Origin of the sequence: Streptomyces sp. NPDC049040, assembly GCF_043197715.1 — a bacterium.
Lineage (GTDB): Bacteria > Actinomycetota > Actinomycetes > Streptomycetales > Streptomycetaceae > Actinacidiphila.
On sequence record NZ_JBICTO010000004.1, the window covers coordinates 581,257 to 605,237 of the forward strand.

21 protein-coding genes and 2 pseudogenes are annotated in these 23,981 nt (G+C 70.3%); 13 read left to right on the top strand and 10 right to left on the bottom strand.

Going from position 1 to position 23,981, the window contains the following annotated elements; all coding sequences use genetic code 11:
• Positions 1–418: 418 nt before the first annotated feature.
• On the bottom strand, positions 419–589 hold the full coding sequence (locus ACGFMP_RS14965) for a hypothetical protein (RefSeq protein WP_393672680.1): 171 nt from the start codon (positions 587–589) through the stop codon (positions 419–421).
• A 669-nt stretch (positions 590–1,258) separates the two neighbouring features.
• Between ACGFMP_RS14965 and ACGFMP_RS14970 the strand changes: the two genes are divergently transcribed.
• Entirely contained in the window at positions 1,259–2,983 is a 1,725-nt protein-coding gene (locus ACGFMP_RS14970; RefSeq protein WP_393672681.1) for a glycoside hydrolase family 27 protein, read from the top strand.
• A gap of 280 nt (positions 2,984–3,263) precedes the next feature.
• On the opposite strand, the gene ACGFMP_RS14975 is transcribed toward ACGFMP_RS14970, so the two are convergent.
• A complete protein-coding gene (locus tag ACGFMP_RS14975; protein WP_393672682.1) occupies positions 3,264–4,070 on the bottom strand; it encodes an IclR family transcriptional regulator in 807 nt (268 codons plus the stop codon).
• Positions 4,071–4,467: 397 nt separating this feature from the next.
• Here ACGFMP_RS14975 and ACGFMP_RS14980 point away from each other — a divergent pair, with 397 nt between their 5' ends.
• From ACGFMP_RS14980 to ACGFMP_RS15010, 7 genes are read left to right on the top strand one after another with little or no spacing between them, the layout of a single operon-like run.
• A complete protein-coding gene (locus tag ACGFMP_RS14980) occupies positions 4,468–5,517 on the top strand; it encodes an ABC transporter substrate-binding protein (protein WP_393672683.1) in 1,050 nt (349 codons plus the stop codon).
• A 41-nt stretch (positions 5,518–5,558) separates the two neighbouring features.
• Entirely contained in the window at positions 5,559–6,584 is a 1,026-nt protein-coding gene (locus tag ACGFMP_RS14985; protein WP_393672684.1) for an NrtA/SsuA/CpmA family ABC transporter substrate-binding protein, read from the top strand.
• Complete coding sequence (locus ACGFMP_RS14990) at positions 6,581–7,441, top strand: ABC transporter permease (protein WP_393672685.1); 861 nt, start codon at positions 6,581–6,583, stop codon at positions 7,439–7,441. Before ACGFMP_RS14985 ends, ACGFMP_RS14990 begins: the two co-directional genes overlap by 4 nt.
• Positions 7,438–8,283 (top strand): ABC transporter ATP-binding protein, encoded by an 846-nt coding sequence (locus tag ACGFMP_RS14995; protein WP_393672686.1) that lies wholly within the window; start codon positions 7,438–7,440, stop codon positions 8,281–8,283. The genes ACGFMP_RS14990 and ACGFMP_RS14995 overlap by 4 nt, the downstream gene beginning before the upstream one ends.
• On the top strand, positions 8,280–9,188 hold the full coding sequence (locus ACGFMP_RS15000; protein ID WP_393672688.1) for an ABC transporter substrate-binding protein: 909 nt from the start codon (positions 8,280–8,282) through the stop codon (positions 9,186–9,188). Before ACGFMP_RS14995 ends, ACGFMP_RS15000 begins: the two co-directional genes overlap by 4 nt.
• Positions 9,185–10,276, top strand: a complete 1,092-nt coding sequence (locus tag ACGFMP_RS15005; RefSeq protein ID WP_393672689.1) for an LLM class flavin-dependent oxidoreductase — start codon at positions 9,185–9,187, stop codon at positions 10,274–10,276. Before ACGFMP_RS15000 ends, ACGFMP_RS15005 begins: the two co-directional genes overlap by 4 nt.
• The gene (locus ACGFMP_RS15010; protein WP_393672690.1) at positions 10,273–11,463 is read left to right on the top strand and encodes a M20 family metallopeptidase; all 1,191 of its coding nucleotides are present in this window, start codon (positions 10,273–10,275) and stop codon (positions 11,461–11,463) included. Before ACGFMP_RS15005 ends, ACGFMP_RS15010 begins: the two co-directional genes overlap by 4 nt.
• Before the next feature lie 21 nt (positions 11,464–11,484).
• Here ACGFMP_RS15010 and ACGFMP_RS15015 read toward each other — a convergent pair whose 3' ends face one another.
• The 3 genes from ACGFMP_RS15015 to ACGFMP_RS15025 form a co-directional block, all read right to left on the bottom strand.
• Complete coding sequence (locus tag ACGFMP_RS15015; RefSeq protein WP_393672834.1) at positions 11,485–12,645, bottom strand: homoserine O-acetyltransferase; 1,161 nt, start codon at positions 12,643–12,645, stop codon at positions 11,485–11,487.
• Positions 12,642–14,000: a bifunctional o-acetylhomoserine/o-acetylserine sulfhydrylase gene (locus ACGFMP_RS15020; protein ID WP_393672691.1), complete on the bottom strand. Its 1,359-nt coding sequence runs from the start codon at positions 13,998–14,000 to the stop codon at positions 12,642–12,644. The genes ACGFMP_RS15015 and ACGFMP_RS15020 overlap by 4 nt, the downstream gene beginning before the upstream one ends.
• A 385-nt stretch (positions 14,001–14,385) precedes the next feature.
• A complete protein-coding gene (locus ACGFMP_RS15025; protein ID WP_393672692.1) occupies positions 14,386–14,742 on the bottom strand; it encodes a hypothetical protein in 357 nt (118 codons plus the stop codon).
• Positions 14,743–15,517: 775 nt separating this feature from the next.
• Between ACGFMP_RS15025 and ACGFMP_RS15030 the strand changes: the two are divergent.
• The 3 genes and pseudogenes from ACGFMP_RS15030 to ACGFMP_RS15040 all read left to right on the top strand — a co-directional run.
• Positions 15,518–15,640 (top strand): annotated as a pseudogene (locus ACGFMP_RS15030) (IS5/IS1182 family transposase); the annotation flags it as partial.
• Positions 15,641–15,704: 64 nt separating this feature from the next.
• Entirely contained in the window at positions 15,705–16,220 is a 516-nt protein-coding gene (locus tag ACGFMP_RS15035; RefSeq protein ID WP_393672693.1) for a hypothetical protein, read from the top strand.
• A 141-nt stretch (positions 16,221–16,361) separates the two neighbouring features.
• Positions 16,362–16,708: pseudogene (locus ACGFMP_RS15040) on the top strand (integrase); the annotation flags it as partial.
• 912 nt (positions 16,709–17,620) lie between these two features.
• Here the strand turns inward: ACGFMP_RS15040 and ACGFMP_RS15045 are convergent.
• From ACGFMP_RS15045 to ACGFMP_RS15060, 4 genes are all read right to left on the bottom strand, one after another.
• Positions 17,621–17,899 (bottom strand): hypothetical protein, encoded by a 279-nt coding sequence (locus tag ACGFMP_RS15045; RefSeq protein WP_393672694.1) that lies wholly within the window; start codon positions 17,897–17,899, stop codon positions 17,621–17,623.
• A 335-nt stretch (positions 17,900–18,234) separates the two neighbouring features.
• A complete protein-coding gene (locus tag ACGFMP_RS15050) occupies positions 18,235–19,128 on the bottom strand; it encodes a S1 RNA-binding domain-containing protein (protein ID WP_393672695.1) in 894 nt (297 codons plus the stop codon).
• 925 nt (positions 19,129–20,053) lie between these two features.
• Positions 20,054–20,893: a class I SAM-dependent methyltransferase gene (locus ACGFMP_RS15055; RefSeq protein WP_393672697.1), complete on the bottom strand. Its 840-nt coding sequence runs from the start codon at positions 20,891–20,893 to the stop codon at positions 20,054–20,056.
• Between the two features lie 524 nt (positions 20,894–21,417).
• Complete coding sequence (locus tag ACGFMP_RS15060; RefSeq protein WP_393672698.1) at positions 21,418–22,080, bottom strand: TetR/AcrR family transcriptional regulator; 663 nt, start codon at positions 22,078–22,080, stop codon at positions 21,418–21,420.
• A 63-nt stretch (positions 22,081–22,143) separates the two neighbouring features.
• Here ACGFMP_RS15060 and ACGFMP_RS15065 point away from each other — a divergent pair, with 63 nt between their 5' ends.
• Together ACGFMP_RS15065 and ACGFMP_RS15070 are read left to right on the top strand one after the other, a co-directional pair.
• A complete protein-coding gene (locus tag ACGFMP_RS15065) occupies positions 22,144–22,770 on the top strand; it encodes a class I SAM-dependent methyltransferase (protein ID WP_393672700.1) in 627 nt (208 codons plus the stop codon).
• Between the two features lie 77 nt (positions 22,771–22,847).
• Positions 22,848–22,970 carry a hypothetical protein gene (locus tag ACGFMP_RS15070; protein ID WP_393672701.1) on the top strand — a complete coding sequence of 41 codons (123 nt, stop codon included), beginning with the start codon at positions 22,848–22,850 and terminating at the stop codon, positions 22,968–22,970.
• Here ACGFMP_RS15070 and ACGFMP_RS15075 read toward each other — a convergent pair.
• A complete protein-coding gene (locus ACGFMP_RS15075; RefSeq protein ID WP_393672702.1) occupies positions 22,952–23,659 on the bottom strand; it encodes an SDR family oxidoreductase in 708 nt (235 codons plus the stop codon). The genes ACGFMP_RS15070 and ACGFMP_RS15075 overlap by 19 nt on opposite strands.
• Positions 23,660–23,981: the final 322 nt, after the last annotated feature.

Consider the following 23,981-nt stretch of genomic DNA (forward strand, 5'->3'; position numbering starts at 1 on the left):
ACAAGAACGAATATATCTCCCCGCCTTTCACCACCCCCCCGGCCGGCACCGGGGGGGGCCCGGGCGGGGGGGGGGGCGGCCGCGGGGGGGGGGGGGGGCCCCCCCCCCCCCCGCGCTCTGCTTGCCGTGACCGCGGCCACCGAACGCCGACCGCCCAGCGCCCAGCGCCCAGCGCCCAGCGCCCAGCGCCCAGCGCCCAGCGCCCGGAGGCCCTGATCCCCCTCAGCGGCAACAAAACCCAGCATCTGTTCGCGGCAATGACCAACCCGGTCCACGACCTCGCGCAGGCTCGGCTGACACCGTGTCCACGTGAGCGTTTCGTTGCTGCGCAAGGGTGGCCCGCACGCTGCTGTCCGTCCCCGGAGTGCCGCTGCGCAGCGACACCACTGCAACGAGCAGGCGTCACCAACACATATCGTCATGTCGCTTGACCAGCAGCGATGACCTTTCGAGCCGCACAGGCCCAGACGTGCACGGCCCCGATCGACAGACCGCCCTGGGCGTGGAAGTTCACCGCCTGCGCGGAGCCGGAGGTGGTGGTCTCCAGGATCGTCGGGTAGTCCGAACCGGTGATGGACTTTGCCGTCACGTACGCGCCGTCATTCTCGCTGCCGCGCCCAGGTGGCCCGATGCGGAATCGATGAACTTCCAGTCCGGCTGGGTGATCTGGGTGACCTGTGCGGTCGCCCGGGTGCTCGCCCCGTCTGGTGGTTTCCCGACCAGGGGCTGTTGGCCGTGGCCAGACCGACGGTCCCCGCCGGGAAGATGGCGCACAATGTGTTGTCGTGTTTCTTTTGAGGTCAACCCTCAGGACAAAGAAACAACTCCGAACAGAAACGTGTGATGATGCGCGGCAGGTCCGGGCACCCTGGTCGGGAAAACGTGCCTGCGGCGGTGAGCGTCAGGGGTGCCCATCACTCCGCCCGCCGCACGGCGGCGTGCCGGATATGTCACCCCGGCGCCGGCCGGCCCGGATCGGCCACCGCACGCCAACTCGGCGGCACCCGGGGGCTATTCAGGCGAACCACCCATAACCGTCAGCCGGCGTCGACATTTTGATTCTTTGTGTTTGGATCACGTCAGCGCTGTTGACACATTTACTCAAACTCCATCATGGTGCGACACGAACACGCACGGGTTCGAGCAGCCCGTGCTTCCCCCACAGACTGTGCGAGGAGTCGCCATGACCCTTTCGATGCGGCAACGGCCACACAAGAAGGACAGGTACCGGCGGAGGGGGTGGGCGAGCGTTCTCGGCGTGGCCGCGCTGCTGGGCTCGTTCCTTTACGGTGCGGACGCGATCAACGCTCCCACCGCGCAAGCCCAGGACAACGGTGCGTCGCGGACGCCGCCGATGGGGTGGAGCAGCTGGAGCTCCGTCAGAAACAACCCGACCGAGGCCAAGATCAAGGCCCAGGCCCAGGCGATGCACGACTCGGGCCTGATGGACGTGGGTTACAAGTACATCAACCTGGACGACTACTACATCAAGAACCCCGGCACCACCGTCGATCAGTACGGTCGCTGGGTCGTCGACACCGGCAAGTTCCCGGACGGTATGAAGAACCTGGGCGACTTCATCCACGGCCTGGGCGAGAAGTTCGGCATGTACGTGACGCCGGGAATCCCGAAGGCGGCATACGACCAGAACACCCCGATCGAGGGCACGTCCTACCACGCACGGGACATCGTCTCGAGCACGTCGACCTTCGAGTCGAACTACGGCGGGTTCGGCAATGTCATGTACTTCATCGACTACAACAAGAACCCCACCGCGGCACAGGCGTTCGTGAACTCGTGGGCGAACCAGTTCGCCTCCTACGGGGTCGACTACATCAAGATCGACGGCGTGCACACCAGCGACCAGGACGACGTCATCGCCTGGTCGAAGGCGCTGAACCAGACCGGCCGCACCATCCACCTCGGCCTGTCGAACACCCTGGACATCAACAACATCAGGACCTGGCAGCAGTACTCCAACAGCTGGCGGACGGGAGGCGACATCGAGTGCTACTGCTCGACCCTCACCACCTGGAGCAACGTCGGGCCGCGTTGGGCCAACCTGGCCCAGTGGGGGCAGTACGCCGGTCCGGGTGGCTGGAACGACCCGGACTCGATCGAGGTCGGCAACGGTGACCACAACGGTCTGACCGTGAACGAGCGGCAGAGCGTGCTCACTCTGTGGGCGATCACCCGGTCGGTGATGATGCTGGGGAGCGACCTGACCAACCTGGACGCCGGTGACCTCAACATGCTGAAGAACGCCGAGGTCACCAACGTCAACCAGACCGACTCCGTGGTGGCCAGCCAGATCTCGAACAACAACGATCTGCAGGTGTGGGCCACGAGGCAGAAGAACCCGGACGGCAGCTACACGGTGGCGTTGTTCAACCGTTCCGACCGGGCCGGCAACGAGACGGTGACGGCCAACTTCTCCGACCTCGGGTTCAGCGGTTCCGCCACGGTGCGCAACCTCTGGGGCAAGTCGAACGAGACTCTCACCAACTCCGTCAGCCGGAGTCTGGCCCCGCACGAGTCCGCGTTGTTCAAGGTCACCCCGTCCGGTTCCTCGACTCCGGTCGGCGGCAACCTGACCAGCGGGCTCTCCGGCCGCTGTGCCGACGACCCGGCCGGCACCCTGGTGAACGGCACTCAGCTGGACGTGTGGGACTGCAACGGCGGCGCCAACCAGAAGATCACCTACAGCTCCTCGGCCAAGACGCTGAAGGTGCTGGGCAAGTGCTTCGACGCCCACGGCGGCGCCACCACCGCCGGTACGCACGTCGAGATCTACGACTGCAACGGCGGCACCAACCAGCAGTGGAACGTCAACTCCAACGGCACGATCACCGGCGTCCAGTCCGGGCTCTGCCTCGACGTCACCGGAACCACCAACCCCAACGGCGCCGGCCTGGAGTTGTGGAACTGCAACGGCGGCGGCAACCAGAACTGGACCCTCGCCTCCGGCGTCAAGGTGCCCTGACGATCCGAGCAGTGACCATCGTTCCTGACTGAACGGGCTGTTCGCACGGACCGACGCCCGGTCCGTGCGAACACCGGATCACCGGACAGGCGCAGGAAGCACCACGGCCGGTGGGGGCCGGGGTGTCCGAGTGCCTCGGCCAGGGGCCAGCAGTTGCGTGTGGCAACTGCCGGCGCGTCAATCGCCAACCCCGCGCGATGATGTGGACTCGCGTGGAGGACGCGGAACCGCACGGGCGCGGTCAGCATGGGGCGCTCGGCCAGGCGGGGCCTTGCTGGGGCTATCCGACGACGTCGGTGGCGGAGTGTCGCTGGGACGGCGGCAGCAGCAGGATTTCCAGGGCGCGGGCGCAGGCATGGGCGCGGGTCACGAACCATGGGAGGCGGGCGTCGGTGATGACGTCGGGGGTGGAGCGCACCGCGAGGGCCGCGTGCGCGTGGCCCTCCGCGTCGAGCACCGGCACCGCGGCGGTCCGCACCCCGTAGGCCGACTCGCCGTCGTTGAGCGCGTAACCCGCCGCCCGTACGCGGTCCAACTCGGCCCGCAGCTCGGCCAGTCCCGTGATGGTGCGGTCGGTGTGCGCGCCCAGTGGCGGCAGCGCGTCGAGATCCTGCTCTCCCGGACGCGCCCACGCCAGCAGCACCTTGCCGAGCGCCGTGGAGTGCAGCGGGCGGCGCAGGCCCAGCCCGGACGCCGGGTTCACCGAACCGCCGGCCAGGATCACGGCATGGGCACCGCCGCGGATGGCCAGGTCGGCTGTGGTGCCCGTGGCCCTTGCCAGCGCGTCGAGTTCGGGCACGGCCCGGTGCATACCGCGCTGGTGCAGGGAGAGTTGGCCGAGCTCGGCGACGGACGGGCCGAGCCGGTAGCGGGCGCTGCGCTCGTCCTGTTCCAGGAAGCCCGCCGCGACCAGCGTGCGGGCCAGGCGGTGCGCCGTGGACACCGAGAGCTCCATGCGGCGGGCGAGTTGGGACGCGGTCAGCTCACCCGGGTTGTCCCGGAAACAGTGCAGCAGCCGTAGTGCGCGGGTGACCGCCTGCGCTCCCGGGGGCGCCCCGGCAGCGTTGGTGCGCGCATCCGTCGTCATGGCCCAAGCATGCGGAGGCTGCCACGATCTGGCAACTGTTGCCAGAATATTGCGCCACGTCTCCCGGCGTGAACACTGCCCGACAGACGTGATCCCACATGATGGGAAACGTTGCTTCGGACCGAATGTGTGTGCCAGCCTCCGTTGCAGACCGCATGCCGCACACCGAACCGGAAGGGAAGCAACCGTGATGACGACGCCCGGCCTGCTCAGCCCGTTCCGTTCGCTGCTGTCCGCGCGGCTGTATCTGGACCTCGGCCGGTCCCGCGGCACCGGCTGTCGCTGACGTCCGCCGCACCCCGCTCTCGTACGACTTCTCGCGTGGTGGTGCCCTGCGACGCTCCGCGCCGCATCCGCCCGCGCCCCGCCCTCCCGACGCATGCTGCTTGGAGCACCCATGTCAGTTCCGGATGAGATCTGGTTCACCCGCTGCCCCGTCCCGACCGCCACCGGGATCGCGGCCGACCGCGGCAGCCTCGCCGCGGAGTTCGCCCCCGACGGGATCACCGTGCGCTCGCTGCGGGACGCCGCGGGGCAGGCGGACTCCGACGGCCTGCCGCGGAGCCACTTCACGCACGAACTGACCGCACTGTTCCGTGAGGGCGGCAACGTCCCCGCGCTGTGGGCGCGTTCACGCGGCGAGGCCACCCGGTTGATCGCGCTGACGTGGATCGAGGAGCGGCAGTCGATCCTGGTGCGCCAGGACAGCGACCTGCGGACACCGGAAGAGCTGGGCGGCAGGCGGCTGGCAATTCCACGCCATGACATCGCCATCGACTTCTGGCGCGCCATGGCCCTGCACGGACACGCCGGGGCCCTGCGGCTGGCAGGCCTCACCCTGGACGACGCCGATCTCGTCGAGATCCCCGGCGTACGCCAGGGCCAGTGGGAGGGCGAGCTGGCGGCGCTGCGGGACGGGCGGGTCGACGCGGTCTACGTCAAGGGCGCGGTCGCCGTCGAGACCGCCCAGCGCTACGGGGCGAAGGTCGCCATCGACCTGGACGCCGTACCGGACCGCAGGTACCGGATCAACAACGGCACCCCGCGCCCGATCACCGTCCACCAGCGGCTGCTTGACGAACACCCCGACCTGGTGGTGCGCTTCCTCGCCGTCCTGCTCGAAGCCGCCGACTGGGCCGCCGACCACCCCGGCGACGTGGCCCGCATCCTGGGCGCGGAGACCGGGGCGGGCGCGGAGGGAGTGGCCGGCGCCTACCGCGACGGCACCGCGGGCAGCCTGCGACTCCACCTCGGCCAGGGGCGCCTCGACCTCCTCGCCGAGCAGGAGCGGTTCCTCTCCGCCCAGGGCTTCCTGCCCGCCCCCGTGGACGTCGCCGGCTGGGCGGACCACGAGCCGCTGCGCCTGGCCCACGAACTGCGCGCCTCCCGGGCCGCCGCGGAAGCCGTACCGCCCCGCCCCGCGGGCACCCCCGCCACCACCCCATGACTCCCGCGCCCATCCCGGCCGGCCATCTTCTGGAGACCTCCGTGAACGTCCGTCAACTCGCCCTCGCCACCACGGCCCTGCTCGCCACCCTGAGCCTGGCAGCCTGCTCCTCGTCCTCCGGCGGGTCCGCCCGCGCGGACACCGCGGGAGGCAGCGCTCCCACCATCACCGTCCGCATCCCCGACGGCGGCAACTCCGGTGTCCTCGCCCTGGGGCGCAAGGACGGATCGCTCGACAAGGCGCTGGCCAAGGTGCACGCCAAGGTGGCGTGGACCGGCACCGCAGGTGCGTTCGCCCCTGCCGCGCAGGAACTCGACGCCAACGCGCTGGACTTCGCCGAGGGCTCGATCACCTCCGCGATCGCCGCACTCGCCCAGACGCCCGGCTTCAAGCTCTTCGCCGCCGTCGACCCCGACAAACTCGGCGAGGGCATCCTGGTGAAGAAGGACTCCGGGATCAACAGCGTCAGCGACCTCGTCGGCAAGAAGGTCGCCGTGTGGCACGGCGGCACCAGCGAGTACCTGCTGCTCAAGGCCCTCCAGCAGCAGCACATCCCGGTGGACCAGGTCAAGCGCGTCTACCTCCAGCCCAACCAGATCGGCCCGGTCTTCAACTCGGGCCAGGTCGACGCCTGGTCCACCTGGGGCACCTACTCCATCCCCGCTCTCGCCAACTCCGACGCACGCTTCCTGACGACCGGCGGGCAGGTCGGTTCTGACAACTACGCGGTCTGGGCGGTCCGCAACGACTTCGCCGACAAGCACCCCGACGTCGTCAAGGCGCTCTACACCTACCTGCACGACGCCGGGACCAAGCAGCAGCAGAATCCCGAGGCGTACCTGAACGTCAAGACGACTTCAGGTCCCGAGGCGGTCAGCCCCGCGCAGCAGGCCATCGAACTGCCCATCGACAAGGCGCTCGGCACCGCACAGCCCATCGGCGGCACCCAGCTCGCGCACTTCGCCACCGTGGCGCAGTTCTTCGCCGACCAGAAGATCACCAAGGGCGTCTTCGACGTCAAGCCGCATGTCATCGACATCGACGCCGCCGCGGCGGGCACCGAATGAGCGCCCCCGCCCCCGGCGGAGCCGTCGGGACCTCGGCCGATCCGCAGGCGCCGGGGCTGGTCACCCCGCGGCCCAAGGTCGACAGGCCGCGCCCGCGCGCCCTGGGGCTGGGGCTGCGGCTGCTCGGCCCGGTGGTCCTGCTGCTGGTCTGGATCTGGGCGTCCGCGTCCGGCACCCTCGGCTCGTCCCTGCTCGCCTCGCCCCGCCAGGTGCTGTCCGCCTTCCGGGAGTTGTGGACCAGCGGGCAGCTGGGCGACGCGCTGTCGGTCTCCCTCACCCGGGCCGGTCTCGGCCTGGCCTTCGGCGCGACGATCGGGCTGGTGCTCGGTGTGGTCACCGGCTTCTCCCGGCTCGGTGAGGAACTGCTCGACTCCTCGCTCCAGTTGCTGCGCACCATCCCCTTCCTCTCCCTGGTGCCGCTGTTCATGGTCTGGTTCGGGATCGGTGAGACCGCCCGAGTGGTGCTCATCGCGGTGGCGACCAGCTTCCCGATGTACGTCTCGGCCGCCGGCGGTGTGCGCAACACCGACCGCAAACTGGTTGAGGCCATGCGCAGCTTCGGTATGGGCCGGCTCGCCCTGGTCCGCGAGGTGGTGCTTCCCGGCGCGCTGCCCGCCCTGCTGTCGGGGCTGCGGCTGTCGATGACACTCAGCGTCATCGCCCTCATCGCCGCGGAGGAGATCAACTCGACGGCGGGCATCGGCTATCTGATGTCCACCGCCCAGGAGTACTCGCGCACCGACATCCTCACCGTCTGCATCCTCATCTACGCCCTCATCGGGCTGTTCGCCGACGGTGTCGCCCGGGTCCTGGAACGGCTGCTGATGCCATGGCGCATCCGGGGGGCCGTGCGATGAGCGGGACACTGGCCGGCACCGGCCGGGCGCAGCGGGAAACCGCCGGAGACCTTCCCGGCGGCAGCCTGGCCGCAGTCCGCATCAGGGGCCTGCGCCGCACCTTCGGCTCACGCGATGTGCTGGACGGGCTCGACCTCGACATCGGCCAGGGTGAATTCCTGGCCCTGCTGGGCGCGAGCGGCACCGGGAAGACCACCTTGTTGCGGATCCTCGGCGCCCTGGACCGGCACGACGCCGGCACGGTGCTCGTCCCCGAGAGCCGGACCGTGGTCTTCCAGGAGCCGCGGCTGGTCCCCTCCAAGAAGGTGCTCGGCAATGTCACCGTGGCCCTGCCGCGCGGCCCGCACACCCGGGAGACCGGGCGGCGCGCGCTCGCCGAGGTCGGCCTCGAAGGGCACGCCGACGCCTGGCCGGGCACCCTGTCCGGCGGCGAGGCCCAACGCGTCGCCCTGGCACGGGCGTTGATCCGCGAGCCGGAACTGCTGCTGCTCGACGAGCCGTTCGCCGCGCTCGACGCACTCACCCGGCTGCGGATGCACGACCTGGTCGGCGAACTGTGCCGCCGCCACCGGCCCGCGGTCCTGCTGGTCACCCACGACGTGGACGAGGCGATCCGGCTCGCCGACCGCGTCGCCGTCCTGCGCGACGGCCGGCTCGCCACCGACGAGCGGATCGCGATCGACCACCCGCGGGACAGCGCGGACCCCGGGTTCGCCGCCCTGCGCACCCGGCTGCTGACCGAACTCGGCGTCCACCGCGCAAAACCCGCAGCGGAGCCCGCACCGGAGCCCGCACCGGAAGCCACCACCGACACCGCACCCGCCAAGGAGTCCCACGCATGACCGTCAACATCGGCGTCCACCAGGCCAACCCGTCCCTCTACCACCTGTCGCGGCTCGGGATCCTGGAAGAACTCCTCAGCGCGCAGGGCGAGACCGTCGTCTGGCACCGGATCGGCGGCCTGGACACCGCCGCGGCCCTCGCCGACGGCACCATCGACTTCGGCGGCACCGGCTCCACCCCGCCGCTGTCCGCGCAGGCCGCAGGCCACGACCTGGTCTACGCAGCGGTCTCCGCGCCACGGCCCGGCCACGGCGCCCTGCTGGTCCGCGCCGACAGCGACATCACCGCCGTGACCGATCTGAAGGGCGGCACCGTCCACCTGGCGATTGGCTCCTGGCAGACCCACTTCGTCGCCAAGGCACTCGCCTTGCAGGGCCTGTCCTACGGCGCCGACATCACCCCGGAGCGCTCCGCGGCCGGCTCCTACCAGGCACTGCTCGACGGCCGGATCGACGCATGGGTGGGGCAGGGCGCGGAATTGGCCGCCGCCCGCCGCGAGGGCCGGGTCCGCACCCTGGCCGAGGCCGGCGACCTGATCGCCGACCGCTCGGTTTTCTTCACCCGCCGCGACATCGCCGACTCCCGCCCCGAGCTGGTCGGGCTGATCACCCGCGCACTGCAGGCCGCCGACACCTGGGCCGCGGGCCACCTGGACCAGGCCGCGGAGATCACCGCGGCCGACCAGGGCGGCAGCGCGGCGGACTGGCGCGAGGCGCTGGCCGCACTGCCGTGGCGCCTGGAGCCGGCCTCCGACGCCTTCGTCGCCGAGCAGCAGGAGGCCGCCGACATCCTCGCCGCCGCCGGTTTCCTGCCCCGGCCCATCACCGTCGCCAACGCCCGCCACCCGGGCCTCGACACCGTCGCCGCCCAGGCCCTCGCGGCCGCCGAGTCCCAGGAGAAGTGACCGTGCCCAGCCCCGAGATCCTCTGGTACATCATCCCGCGCGAGGGCGCCTACCCGTGGGAGCCCGAAGGGCGCCGCGGCATCGACCTTGCCTATCTCCAGCAGCTCGGTGTCGCGGTGGACCGCCTCGGCTACGACGGAGCGCTGTTCGCCACCGACCTCTACGACGTGTGGCCGCTGGCATCGGCGGTCGCCGCGGTGACCCGGCCCAGCTTCAAACCGCTGCTCGCGGTGCACCCCGGTCTGATCTCGCCGACCGTGCTGGCCAAGATGGCGCTGAGCTTCGCCCACCTCTTCGGCCCCGACCGGCTGCGCTTCAACGTCGTCAACGGCTCGACCGAGGCGCTGCGGCAGGCCGGTCTTCAGCTCGAACACGACGAGCGCTACGAACTGAGCGCCGAATACTGGAGCATCGTCAAGCGGCTGACCGCGGGCGAGGTCTTCGACCACAAGGGCAGGTTCTACGAACTGACCCAGGCGGGCGCGGGCCTGCGCGAACTCGCCCCGATCCAGGGCGGTGTGCACACCCCGCTGTGGTTCGGCGGGTCCTCGGCACCCGGCATCGAGATGGCGGCGGAGCACGTCGACGTCTACCTCACCTGGGGTGAACCGCCGCACCTGCTGAAGGAGAAGCTGCAGCGGGTACGCGAGCGCGCCGCGCACTACGGCCGCGAACTGCGCCTGGGCCTGCGGCTGCACCTCATCGTCCGGGACACCGAGCAGGAGGCGTGGGCGGCGGCGGACCGGCTGCTCGACGTGACCAGCCAGGCGACCTACACCCGCATGCTGGGCGACCCCGAGGGCAAGGACGGCGAGGGCTGGGCACGGCAGTTCCGCCAGCACGGCGGCCGGGTCCCCGAGCACGCGCGGGAGCTGGTCGAGCACCCCAACCTGTGGCCGGGCATGAGCCTTTTCCGCCCCGGTCCCGGCACCGCGATCGTGGGGAGCACCGCACAGGTCCTCGAGCGCCTTGGGGAATTCCAGGACCTCGGCGTGGACACCTTCATCCTGTCCGGCAACCCGCTGCTGGAGGAGTCCTACCGGATCGCCGAGACGGTGCTTCCCGCCCTGCGCGGCACCGCACGGTGAACACCCTCCTCGCGGAGGCCCGGCTCCTCGGGCTGCACGGGCTGCGGCGGACACTCCACGAGCACCCGGAGACCGGCCTGCGGCTGCCCCGTACCCAGCAGGCGCTCCTCGCCTCGCTCGACGGCCTCGGTCTGGAACTGCACACCGGCACGGCGCTGACCTCGGTCGTCGGCGTCGTGTCCGGTGCGCGGCCAGGACCGACCGTGCTGCTGCGTGCCGACCTGGACGCCCTGGAATTCCCCGACGGCCCACGGCACGCGTGCGGCCATGACCAGCACGCCGCGATGCTGGTCGGCGCCGCGCACCTGCTCGCCGCCCGGCGCGACCGCTTCGCGGGCGATGTGCTGCTCATGTTCCAGCCCGGCGAGGAGGGCCACGACGGGGCGCGGCTGATGCTGGCGGAAGGGCTGCTGGAGACCACGGGAAGCCGTCCCGTGGCGGCGTACGCCCTGCATTCGAGTGCCGGCGCGCCGGCCGGGCAGTTCAGCAACACCGCGGGGCCGGCGCTGGCCGCCAACGGGACTCTCACCGTGGCCCTACACGGAGCCGGCGGCCACGGCGCCTGGCCGCACCGCACCCGCGACCCGGTCCCGGCCCTCGCCGAACTCGTCACCGCGCTCAGCGCCCTGCCGGCCCGCAGGTTCGACCCGTTCGACCCGGTGGTACTCACCGTCGGGACGGTGCACGCGGGGAGCAGGCCCGCCATCATCCCCGACCGGGCCCGGCTGGAGGCGACGCTGCGAGCCCTGTCCGACACCACGCTGGCCCGGCTCGCGTCGGCCGCGCAGAGCACGGCCCACGGCATCGCCGCCGCCCACGGCCTGGAGGCCCGGGTCGACTACGTCCCCGGCTATCCGGCGACGGTGAACGACGCCGCCGAGGCCGACCTGGTGCGCGCGGCGGTCACCGGCCTGTTCGGTCCCGGGCGGTTCGTCCGCGGCACCCGCCCGGCCCTGGTCTCCGACGACATCGGGCGGGTGCTCGCCAGTGTTCCCGGGGTGATGACGAGCCTCGGTGCCTGCCCGCAGGACCGCGACCCGGCCACCGCGCCCGGCAACCACGCCCCGGACGCGGTGTTCGACGACGCGGTGCTGCCGGACGGCGCCGCCCTCTTCGCCGAGGTCGCCCTGCGCCGGCTCGCCGCGGCGGAGTCCGGGCAGCCCAAGCAAGGCGCACGCCGGCCCTGACGCCGGAGATCCGGCGGCAGGTCAGCCCGCAAGCAACTCCGCGACCAGGGCCGCCACTTGCTCCACCTCGATCAGGAACCCGTCGTGGCCGTAGGGCGACTCGACCACGCGTGGGCGGTCCGCGCCGGGGATGCCCGCCGCCAACTCGGCCTGCTGGTAAAGCGGGTAGAGCCGGTCGGAGTCCACCCCGGCGACCAGGGTCGGCGCGGTGACCCGGCGCAGTGCCGCAGCGGTCCCGCCCCGCCCGCGCCCCACGTCGTGGGAGTTCATCGCCTCGGTCAGGACGACGTAGCTGGCCGCGTCGAATCTCCGCACCAGGGTCTCGGCATGGTGGTCGAGATAGGACTCGACGGCGTAGCGGCCGCCCTGCCACGGATCCTCCGCGCCCTGCGCGGCGCGCCCGAAACGCGTGGCCAGCTCCGCCTCGCTGCGGTAGGTCACATGGGCCAGGCGGCGGGCCAGGCCGAGCCCGGCCGCGGGGCCGCCGCCCGGTCCCGCGTCGTGGTAGTCGCCGCCGCGCCAGTTCGGGTCGGACCGGATGGCATGCAACTGCACGGCCGACCAGGCGATCTGCTCCGCGCTCGCGGCGGCGGGCGAGGCCAGCAGCAGCAGCGCGCCGACCCGCTCGGGGCGGCTCACCGCCCATTCCAGGGCGCGCATCCCGCCCATGGACCCGCCCATGACGGCCGCCCAGCGGCTGATCCCGAGCGCGTCGGCCAGCGACGCCTCGGCGGCGACCTGGTCGCGCTGGGTCAGGAACGGGAAGGCACCGCCCCACCGGCGGCCGCCGGGCGCGTACGACGACGGCCCGGTGGTCCCCTGGCAGCCCCCGAGCACATTCGGCGCGACCACGAAGAAGCGGTCGGTGTCCAGCGCACGCCCCGGCCCGACCAGGCCGTCCCACCAGCCCGCGGTGGGATGCCCGGGCTCCTTCGGCCCCGCCACGTGGCTGTCGCCGGTCAGCGCGTGCGACACCAGCACCGCGTTGGAGCCGTCCGGCGCCAGACGGCCCCAGGTCTCGTACGCCAGTCGTACTCCCGGCAGCTCCCCGCCCGCCTCCAGCGGCAGCGGGCCGGACAGGTCGTGCAGGCGGCGGCGCCCCGGCGGGTCCCCCGGCTGCCACGCCCCTGAGGCGGGCAGCAGGGGGATGCCGGCAGGCGGCCTGGTGCCGGTCTGGTTCAGGACGCGCCCTTCGCCGCGCGGAAGCCCGCCTCCAGGTCCGCGATGAGGTCGGCGGCGTTCTCGATGCCGACCGACAGCCGCACCAGGCCGGGTGACGTACCGGTGGCCGCGAGCTGCTCCTCGTCCAACTGGCTGTGCGTCGTGGAGGCCGGGTGGATGATCAGGCTGCGCACGTCACCGATGTTCGCCAGGTGGCTGAACAGCTGCACCCCGTCGACGAAGCGGCGTCCCGCCTCGGCCCCGTCGCGCAGTTCGAAGGCCAGCACCGCGCCCGCACCCCGCGGCAGGTAGCGCTGCCCGGCTTCGTACCAGCGGCTGGACGGCAGGCCCGCGTAGTGGACGGCCGCCACCTCGTCGCGTTCCTGGAGCCACTCCGCGAGCGCCTGCGCGTTCGCCGAGTGCCGTTCGAGCCGCAGCGACAGCGTCTCGACGCCCTGCAGCAGCAGGAAGGCCGAGTGCGGCGACAGCGCCGGGCCGAGGTCGCGCAGCAACTGCACGCGCAGCTTGATCGCGAACGCACCGGGTCCCAGGGCCGGCCAGTACCGCAGGCCGTGGTAGCTCGGGTCCGGCTCGGTGAAGTCCGGGAAGCGCTCGGGGTGCGCGCCGAAGTCGAAGGTGCCGCCGTCCACCACGACACCCCCGATCGTCGTCCCGTGGCCGCCGAGGAATTTCGTCGCCGAGTGGACCACCACGTCGGCGCCGTGCTCGATCGGCCGCAGCAGGAACGGCGTGGGCACCGTGTTGTCCACGATCAGCGGCACACCCGCCTCGTGCGCGACGTCCGCCACCGCCCGCACGTCCAGGACGTTCCCGCGCGGATTGCCCAGCGTCTCGGCGAACAGCGCCTTGGTCTGCGGCCTGATCGCCGCCCGCCAGGCGTCCTGGTCGTCCGGGTCCTCGACGAAGGAGACCTGGATGCCGAACTTCGGCAGCGTGTGACGGAAGAGGTTGTACGTGCCGCCGTACAGCGACGCGCTGGAGACGACGTGGTCGCCGGCGCTCGCGAGCGTCAGGATCGCCAGCGTCTCCGCGGCCTGGCCCGAGGCCACCGCGACCGCGGCGACCCCGCCCTCCAGCGCGGCGATCCGCTGTTCGAGCACGTCCTGCGTCGGGTTGTGGATACGGGTGTAGATGTTGCCCGGCTCGGCCAGCGCGAAGAGGTCGGCGGCGTGCTGGGTGTCGCGGAAGACGAACGACGTCGTCTGGTAGATCGGCACCGCCCGCGCCCCGGTGGTCGGATCGGGCTCGGCGCCGGCGTGTACCTGCCGGGTCTCGAACGACCAGGCGGACGTGTCGGCCGCGGGGACCTCGTCGGGGGTGTGCCCCGCGGTGACGGAGTCGATGGGGTTCGTCATGGCTCTCCTGACGGAGGTGCGGATGAAGGGAACGGCGACCGGAGAGGCGAGGCGAATCCCCGGCGGTGTCCCGGCGGCGGCTCACTGCGGAGGCGCGCGGGGCCGCGCCGGAAAGCGCGGCGCGGACCGCCGCCACCGGACAGGAAGACCACGGTGGGGGCAGGACGGCGGAAGACGCCGATCGCGCGGAACAGCAGATGATCAGCGGCCGGAACGGCGGCAGAACGCCGGAGACGCGGCGTCAGCGCCCGGCGGGACACCCCGTGCTGGTGACACGCACGTAGTCCACGTGGCGGCGCATCACGAGCGGGGTCATGACGCCATGGAACCACACCGGCGATCCGTATGTCAGCCGCACGGCGCAACGCAGGCGGGGCGGAGGCCGCTAGAGAGTGCCGCAGATCCGGCGGGCCTCGGCCAGGTCCTGCTTCACCTGCGCGTCGAAGTCGAAGACTTGCGCGTGCCGGTCCTGAGAGCGGCGGATGGCCTGCGCGAGCGGCTTGTACTCCCGGTCCCCCGCAGCCGCCGAGGCGGAGAGCGCCCCCGCTGCGGCGTAGCGGTTGAGGGCGATGTCGCCGTCGGGCCCCTTCGCCGCGAACTTCGATTCGTCGAACCCGTCGAGCGCCTGGCACGCGGCGCGGGCGTCCCCCGCGGGGTCGGACCCAGCAGCGGGGGCGCTGCTGTCGCCGCTGAGTGCCCAGCCGGCTCCGACCCCGCCGGCGCCGAGCACGAGTCCGACCATCAGCGGGACAACCACGGCTGCCGTACGGTTTCGAGCCGGCTGGGGCGCTGCCGGAGTGGCTGCCGGGCTCGCGGCGGCATGTGGCTGCGGTGACTGCGGTGACTGCGGTGACTGCGGTGACTGCGGTGACAGCATCCGGCCAAAGGTAGTAGCCCCCCTGCCATGGTGGGAAGTCGTGGGGGAGTTAGCGCCGGGGGATGCCGGTGGCGGTCGGCGGGAGCGGATGGCGGGCTCGGAGCACCCCATAATCCGGGACCTGTCCAATTGAGACGGGGTACTTCCGGTCAGATTCCCCTTTGCGGGGACCGCTGGCGCACTCCTCATCGGACACTTTACCGCAAATGGCCCATGTCGCGTCGGAGTTCGACGCGGCCGACCACCGCGGACGCAGCGATATACGAACCTCACGCTCACTCAGGGGGCGTCAGGTCCTCTCTTTGGATTCTTTGGTGATGTTCGGCGATCGCTCTCGAAAATGCTGGTGCTCCCCGAGTTTCCGATGGTGCCAGAGGGGCATTGATGTTGCGGTCCTGCCTGCGCTCCTCCTGTTTCACCCCAAGGTGCGCCGTCGTGACCCTCCTGCTTCGTGTGCCGTGTGCAAGCGACTGGCCCGCACCAGGGGCTCTCGGTATTGCAGGTGAACACCGCCGCTATCCGAGTCACCTGTCCGATGCCCGGTGGGAGCTTGGTCGAGCCGGTCCTGACCGGCTGGCGAACTGAGCGCCACGGCCGGGGGCCGGACATCGGCCGACCATCGAACCACGGCCTGCGCAGCCGACTCGCACGCGACCACGAAGCCCACCCACACCGCTCCGAAGCCATGGTCCACCTCGCGATGGTCTACCTCATGACGCGCCGCCTCGCCCGAGAATCCACCCCGACACGGCGCGGCACATGATCGAGTCAAAGTGTGGCAATACGGGATCAAATAACGGAGCCAAACGCCCTCTAAGCTACATGCTGTGAAACTCCGCACCCTCCTGTTCGCCATGGCAGTACCCGCGGTCTTCCTGGCCGGCGCATGCAGCGGCAGCACCCAAGCCTCCAGTAAGCCAGCCACCCACACCACGCCTGACACGACCCCCGCGGCACCCCTCGCCGCCTCCACCCCACCAGCGCCACCCGGCGCCACCCACCGGGACGAGGTTCTCGCCCTGCTGCAGAAAACGCTCACCGCAACACACCTGGATCCGACGATCAGCTCGACAGACCGGATACAGCCCTGCGGCATCGACCTCGGTCGCATCTACCCCCTGGCAGGGGCACACCCGCATACCCGCGAGACCATCACCGCCATGCTCCACGCCGCCGGCTGGAAGACCGCCACCACGGGGGGTTCCGACGAAAGCCACCTCACCACCGACACCTGGGACGTCTTCGTGACCCGGGAAACAGACATCACCGACGACCAGGGCAAAAAGTACGAGACGCTCAGAATCAGCGCAGGCTGCATCACACCCCCGTCCACGCCCTTCTAACCCGGCGGCCCGGGCCATCCGCCCGGCATTGCGGGTGCCGATAAATCGTCTGCTCAGGTCACGGCCGTGATCGCCGGTCTCCTCCTGCGCCTGGCCTACCTCCCCGCGACCAACGCCCTGGCGCTCCCGCGCCCGCTGCCGATGGGCAAGCTCCGCCGGCTCCTGCTCCTTGTACGTCCAGAACTGTCCTGCGATGGCACCGCAACCTGCTCAAACGGCGCCATGCTGCAACCTGCCTACCGAAGCGGCGCGGACGACCGGCCACCATCCGTTCGATCCGCGCCCTGGTCCCGCGCCTCGCCCGCGAGAACTCCTCGTGGGGTACCGGCGCATCCACCGCGAACTCGCTTCGCTTCGGATCGAGGTCGCCGCCTCCACCGTTTGGGAAATCCACAAAGGGCACGGCATCCCACCCGCTCCGGGAACGAGCGAGCACCACGTGGGCCGACTTCCCGCGCAGCCAGGCCGCAGGACTGCCGGCTACCGACGAGGGCGAGAGCGAGAGCGAATTGCAGGATACTGTCCGACCTTCCTGCTGCGATGCTCGCGGCGAGCCCGGCAGTCTGCATCCCGCACGAACGTGCCCTTCGCCGTCAAAGCCACGGACAAGACCGGCTGCAGTGGGAGCTGCGCGACTTCGGCGTTCGACTGACCGGCCACGCCAGTCGCAGCGCAATGGTGTGCACGGCCTTCCGGCTCCACCCCTGGTGCAGGTTCCCGACTTCGGTGTCACACGCCGGCGCTGCAGCCTGGGGCTTCGCGCATTTCAGCGCATCATGTCCCTCTGACCGTTCCGGCTTCGCGTGCCCCATTCCCAGCGCATGGCCGGTGACATCGTCACTCGAGCTTGGAGCCGAGCAGTCCCCGCCCTGCACATGGGGTTCCGCGTCGTGGCGAGAGGGACGACAAGCGCAGTCGCGTCTCCTACACCACCCCAGAGGTGGAATCCCCTGGTAGATGGCGAAGCGTCATCGCTACAGTCGGCCTGTGTGCAGATACGCCTTCGCCCACTACAAGCTGCACTACGCCTGCGTCTCGTGCCGAATCAGCTTCAAGCGGCATCCTCGCGAGGGTGGACACTCGTGCCCGCGCTGTTCAGGCTCGTTGCTGTGTGCCGGCCACGACTTCGCGCCACCCCGCCGCAGTAATCGGAAGGCATGGTCGGTCGTCTCGGCGGTTCTCAACGCCGGGCTGCGCTACGACGGCTTCGAACCGTGTGGTTGCGGACGGGATCCGAAATTCCGCCCCCGCACCCGCGCCCAGCTCCGCGCCCGCCGCATCGTCGCTGCCCGGACTGGTACCCCACTCGTGGAGTTGCTCGGCCGGGCCGACCCCTGGAAACCCTCTGAGCCAGGCAGTGCTGGGCAATCCCCCTCCTGAACGCTCGAGCTTCGGGCGACTCAGTCGGTATCGGTCGCGGCCGGCACCAGCAGTCGTCGGCGGTCTGGAGTGAGAGCGGGTGGTGCGGTGCTGGGTGAGGAGTAGAAGCCCCGGCCGTGGTCCTCGGGTGACACCGCGAAGGAGTCCGGGCGATCCCGACGGAGTTCTTCGTAGCGTTCGGCGGAGACGTCCAGCGCCTCGTGGAGCGTGCAGGCGCGTGCCTCACGGATCGCCTTGGTGGGGAGGATGATCCGGTGGTTCATGATGTCGCGATCGACGCCCTCGGGCAGCTGTTCCACAAGCCGACAGGGTAACTGCCGGGCCTCGGGGTCAGCGGGCTGCGATCTCCCGTCGAGCGGCATCCCAGACCTGCTCGAATGCTTGCGAGGTCTGCTGATCGGCTTCGTATCCCTCCCACTGTGACGCTGGGAGTTCCGCGGTGCGTCCGAACTTCCTCTCGTACTCACCCAGACTGCTTGCCTACTGAGCGCGCTGCCACTCGTCCATGAGGCAGCTGCGATCGGGATCAGCTCAGAACCTCGGAGCTCGATCTGTCGGGTCACCCAGCCGTCGGCGTCGACCTCGAAGTAGAACCAGGTGGCTTCCTCGTCCCAGCAGCAGCACGTCCACGTCGTCACTGGTCAGCCTGCCTCTGTGACAGGGCAATGCGGCGCCGCGGGACATCGGCATCGATGATCTTCACCGTGACCACGTCGCCGACCTCAATGACGTCCTCCGGCGCTTGATCCAGCTCGCCGGTGTGCACGAGGCCCTGGAAGCCGTCCTCTCGGTCTTCGATGCGGACGAAGACGCGGAACGGAAGGACTTTGGTGACCGGTCCGGTGACCACCTGTCCGAGCCATTGCGCGACCTGCGGCCACGGGTCCTCCTGCACTGCTCGCAGCGACAGCGGCACCCGTTCCCAGACCATGTCGATGTCGAGGACTTCGGCGGTGATCTCCTGGCCGACACTGACGATGTCGGACGGGTGATCGAAGGGACGCCAGGACAGCTCCGGAAGGTTGATCATCGCTGTGAAGCCGCCGATGTCCACGAAGGTGACGCCGAAGCCGGCGATGGAGGTCACCGTGCCGGTGACGACCTGGCCGCGCCGCAGGGTCTTCAGGAACGCCCAGTCCCAGCCGACGTGCACCGTGAACTCTCCCTCCGCCTCCAGGCGGCACCAGGCACCGCTGTCGCGGAGCATGGCCCGTACAAGTTCCAGGCCGAGGGCGATCGGCACCAGTGCACCGTCGTGGAACCCGTCGAGGCCGGCGGGGAAGAGGTCGGCCAGGCCGTAGCCGTCGACCGGTGGCCCCAGACCGAAGTGAGCGAAGCCGCCGAGCTGCGGCTCGCGGGCGGCCAGCTGGTCGACGCCGGTGTCCTCGGCGAAGGCGGCGACGGCCTCAAGACAGGCCGCTTCGATCGGCCCGTGGTCGCTCGTCGCAGGCTCAGCGCCGGCGCAGTGCCCGTGCTGGTCGCGGTCGGCGGGGTTGTACTTCGTCACCTGGTAGACGTGAGGCAGCACGTCACTGCCCGCCGAAGATCGACGACGTGGACGCGCTCTGGCGGCATTCGAGGGCTCGGTAGACGGTGGCACGGCTGGTGAAGATGAACTCGGTGGGGTCGGCGACGGTCACCTCGACATGATCGCCCGGTTGCTCGTGAGTCAGCTCGGACTTCCGGTATCCGGGCCCAGGGCTTCGCGATGGCCGGCACCTCCGCGGGGGCGAAGCCGAATGCCGATTTCGTTGCCCAGCAGTTCATGCTGACGGTACTTACCCCATCTCATGTGCGACCTCGGGAAGCGGCCGTCGGCACGTGACGTGCTGATCAAAGAGCCACTCGCGGTCGACAGAGCTGTGGCTGCGGCGTCCTCGCTGCAGCGGGATCCCGTACTTCCGGGCGAGACGGGCGATGGTCTGCCGCGAGACGCCCAAGCCGTCAGCGACCGCCTTCGCGGACTGGCGCTCGTCGAGCTCCGGCGCCGACCTGCACGCGTCCGCGAACGTCATCCCGTCGCTCACTGAGGCCTCGACCCTGCCCACGATCTCCGGAGAGAACAACCACGCCCTGCGATGCCTCGCCAGAATGCGGATGTTCGCCAGCCGCACGGAGTTGGGTCGCTTCGCACGACGTATTCCCAGCCCCGCGACTCGATGGCCTGCCGGCTCCAGGCGACAAGGGCATCGGAGTTGTTGCTCTGCGGCAGGCGCCAACCGCTACTCGGCAACGCCAGGTGGTCGGCAAGCCAATCTTGACCGACACTGACCGCACCAGCCTCGCCGGCGCTCTGCCACCTCCCGAGGGACAAGCTGGGCCAGATCCCACCCCACTGTTGCGCTTCGTCTCTCTCCTTGGCCCGTCGCAGAGGACATGAGGACGTCGCTCACGCCGCGGTTGCAGGGACAGCTCTGTGGCCAACGGAGGGTGCCACGGCGTGCCAAACGGCGTCATCGCCGGTGTGACACCGCCAAGTCGATGAGATACCGCTTGGTCACCCGACCACCGTACCGCCCGTCGATCAGGCCTGCGATACACCCCAGCAGGCCGCTCCTGGCAGCTGCTGAAAGTGCACGGTGACCGGAGTAGGTCTGAAGCAGCCTCAGATACTCCGGCGTGGTGTACGTGAGGTCCTGTTCGTAACGGCGGAAGACCGTGGGCCCGAACGCACCGCTCTGCAGGACCTCCTGGGCGTGGTCCGAGCCGTCGATGTCGGCGGCTTCCGGAGGCCGCAGCCCAGGCGGCGTGTCCGGATCGAACCGCTCATAGCAGCGCTGAACTTCGACGAAGAACTCCTCGGTACCACCCCTCACATGCTGGGTCCGCACCACGGCGAGCGCCCCGTCGGGATGCAGCGCCTCGGCAGCCTTCGCCATCCTTACCGCCGGGTCGATCCAGTGAAAAGCGGTCGCTGCGAAGACCACGTCGAACGACTCCTCCGGGAGAGGCCAGCTCTCGAAGTCCGCCGTAACGATCTCCACCCCCGCGGCTCCGTTCAGGTTACGGCGGGCGATTGCGGCCATACTCGGTCCTGCCTCGACCGCCGTGATCCGACAGCCTCGCTCGGCCAGCGGCACCGTGGCCTGCCCGGTCCCGCAGCCGATCTCCAGTACTCGGCTGCCCGGGCAGGCACCGGCGAACTCCGCGAGGTCGTCGTACAGCTCCGGCGGGTAGCCGGGCCTGGTCCGGTCGTACAACTCCGCATCTTCGTCGAACGTCTGACTCAGGCGTACTCGCCGGGATTCCTCAGGCCGGTCGTCACGCTTCACGTGCGTGGTGTCGTCGGGCATGGAGAGCAGGCTAGGCGATGCCCGTCCGCGCATGAGCGGAAACAACGGCTTCAACTGCCCCGGGCATGGGCCACACCATCTCGCCCCAGGAGGACGACAGCGCCTGGGCAAGCCAGCACTCGCGCATCATCCCCTCACGGCACAGTCAGACTCGATGACCTCAACCACTCCCACATCGCAGCATTCACCCATTCCCAACTCGCCAGCGGACGCGGGAAGGTCACCGTCCACCGCTGCCTCGCAACTCTCTCCATCGCACTCGGCGACGCCGTCCGACACCTCCGCCTCCCCCACAACCCCGCCCGCCCCACGGCCATCCCGAGACCCGCCGCCGCAGAACGGCAGACGCGAACGTGTCCTCTACGTCCGCCACACGCTGTCCGCCGTCGACAACAACCGCGTGATCCTCACGGCACCCAAGACACCATCCGGCGAGGCATGGGTCGCCATATCCCTGCCCCTGCCGATAACCCCATCCGCCCTGGTGGGACGGGGTGTGCGAGGTGCGGCACATCTGCGGTGGCCTACTCGTGGTCTGTGCAGAGTTGGGTGGTCAGGGCCACACATGCCCACTCCTCCCAGGCGTCGGGGGACCAGCCCCGGTCGCGGACGAAGACCAGGTACAGCTCCGGACTGAGCAGCCCGTACAGCAGGTCGGCGGCGCGGGCGGTGTCGACGTCGGGGCGGGCGTCGGGTTTGGAGGTCAGTGCCTTTGCTGCTGCGTGCTGGACGGTATAGCGCGGGTCGGGGCCGGCGGGCCACTGCGCGGCGATCTCCGGGTCCGTGGCCGCCGCAGCCGCGATCAGCGGAATGATCGGGGCGAGACGGCCGAGGATGTCGCGTACGCCCCGCACGTGGGCGCGCAGTTGCCCGGCTGCAGTGGGCTCGGCGCACGCGGCGTGGAACCAGTCGCGGTCCATCGTGGCGACCGGTTCGGCGTCGCCCGCAATGGACGTGTCGACGACGTCCTTGAACAGCGCGCGCTTGTTCCGGAACACGAAGTACACGGTCTGGACGGCCACGCCCGCGCGATCCGCGACCTCCTGAAGGCTTGTCGCACCGTACCCCTGCGCGACGAACAGGTCCCGCGCCGCCGCGACGATGTTTTCGCGGGTGCGCCGCGAGCGCTCGGCCCGCTTGTCGGGGCGCTTGGCGTTCTGTCCGTCGGATCCCTTGACCGCATCCATGCTGAGAGTCTATCTCTAGAGTGATTCACTAGAGTTGAACTCTAGATTCGTGGAGGGGTGGCGATGAGTGAGATTCGGACGGCTGAGGAGCTCGACCAGGAGGCGGCCGTGCGCCGTGAGCTGGAGGACTTCTACAGGGACGGCAAGCCGCCGTGGGACAGCGGCATCACGCCGCCCGAGCTGGTGGCCCTGGTGGAGGGCGCCGGCGCGCTGATGCCGGGCAAGGTCCTCGAACTCGGCTGCGGCACCGGAACCAACGCGGTGTATCTGGCCCTGCACGGCTGGCGGGTGGCGGCCGTCGACCTGGTCGACCGGGCGGTCCGGCAGGCGAGGGAGAAGGCCGCCGCTGCCGGAGCGGACGTCACCGTGCTGTGTGGGGACGCCACCCGACTCGACGAGGTGGGCGTGCCGGGCCCGTACGACCTGTTCTTCGACTTGAGCTGCTACTGCGGGATTCCACCGCACCGCCGCGACGCCTACGCCACCGGCCTCACGAAGCGTGCCGCCCCCGGCGCACGACTTCTGATGTTCGGGTACGGACCCGAAGCGTTCGACGACCCGATCTCCGGCGTCACCGCCGACGAACTCAGCGCCAGGTTCTCGGCGTGGCAGCTGACCGACGTGACGCCCGGCACGAACCCGGTCCCGACGTTCTGGTTCACGCTGCGCCGTGCCGCCGCCGCTGAATGAGCTCAGTCAACCGGACATCTTCGGGCCACGGACGTCGCGCGACCGGGGATCCCGGGGCCTGCGATCCGAGGGAGGTCGTGAACGCATCTTCCACCTGGCCGGTGTTCTACTACTTCACGCTGTGGCGGGCAGGGCGGGCGGGCACCCATCACCTGCTCCCGGCGACCCCCGTGACGGCCTGTCAGGCTCCCGCGACCTGAGGGTAGAGGGCTTCGATGCCGAGTGACAGCCCTCCCTTGACCTGCTGGGTGAACGCGTCCGCGACCACCTCCAGCTGGCCCGTCGCGACGCCGTCGAGGGCGATCCTGGCGATCTCCGCGGGATCGGCCGCCCCCTCGGTGTCCCTGCCGGCGATCATGTCCGTGTCCATACGGCCGACGTGCAGTGCGGTCACCTGGGTGTTCTGCGCCGCAAGCTCCACACGCAGGGAGTTGGTGACGGACCACTCGGCGGCCTTGGCCGCGCTGTACGCCGCCTCGGTCGGAAGCGACGCCCAGGACAGAACGGACAGCACGTTGAGGATCGCCCCGCCCCCGTTGCGGGCGAGGACAGGCGCGAACGCACGGGTCACGTCGAGGGTCCCCAGCACGTTGGTGTCGTACTCGAGGCGGTAGGTGTCGAGGTCGCCGTCCATGATGCCGGTGAAGGTGTCGATCCCGGCATTGTTGATCAACAGCGTGACGTCCTGGGCCTGTTCCGCGGCCGCGAGGACCGATGCGTGGTCGGTGAGGTCGAGCCGGACCGGGACGGCGCCTGTCCCGACGCCGGGCAGGTCGCGGCCGGTCGCGTACACCTTGCTCGCACCGGCTTCCAGGAGGATGCGGACGAACTGGGCGCCGAGTCCGCGGTTGCCGCCGGTCACGAAGGCGACGGAGCCGTTGAGATCCATGAGCTGGGCTTCTTCCTGCCTGGAGAACGGAGGCGTTTTCCTTGAGGAACGGCATGGCCATACGTGGTGCCAGAAAACGATTCGCACCAAACAGCCGATTTGCTGCCGACTGCACCAATCGTACGTGAATCCGGCTCCCGCATCAGCGCGCGCCTGCCCCGCCCCGGTACGTGCCTCCGACTCCGCCAGGTAAGCGCGACACCGGGCCCAGGGTCAGCATTCCGCCGGGGGCTCCCGCGTGTTCGGCACGGGCGTCGCGCAGGGCGGTGGCGGCACGGGCGGTCAGGCACCACAGCGCCTCCTGCATGTGGTCACGCGGCGG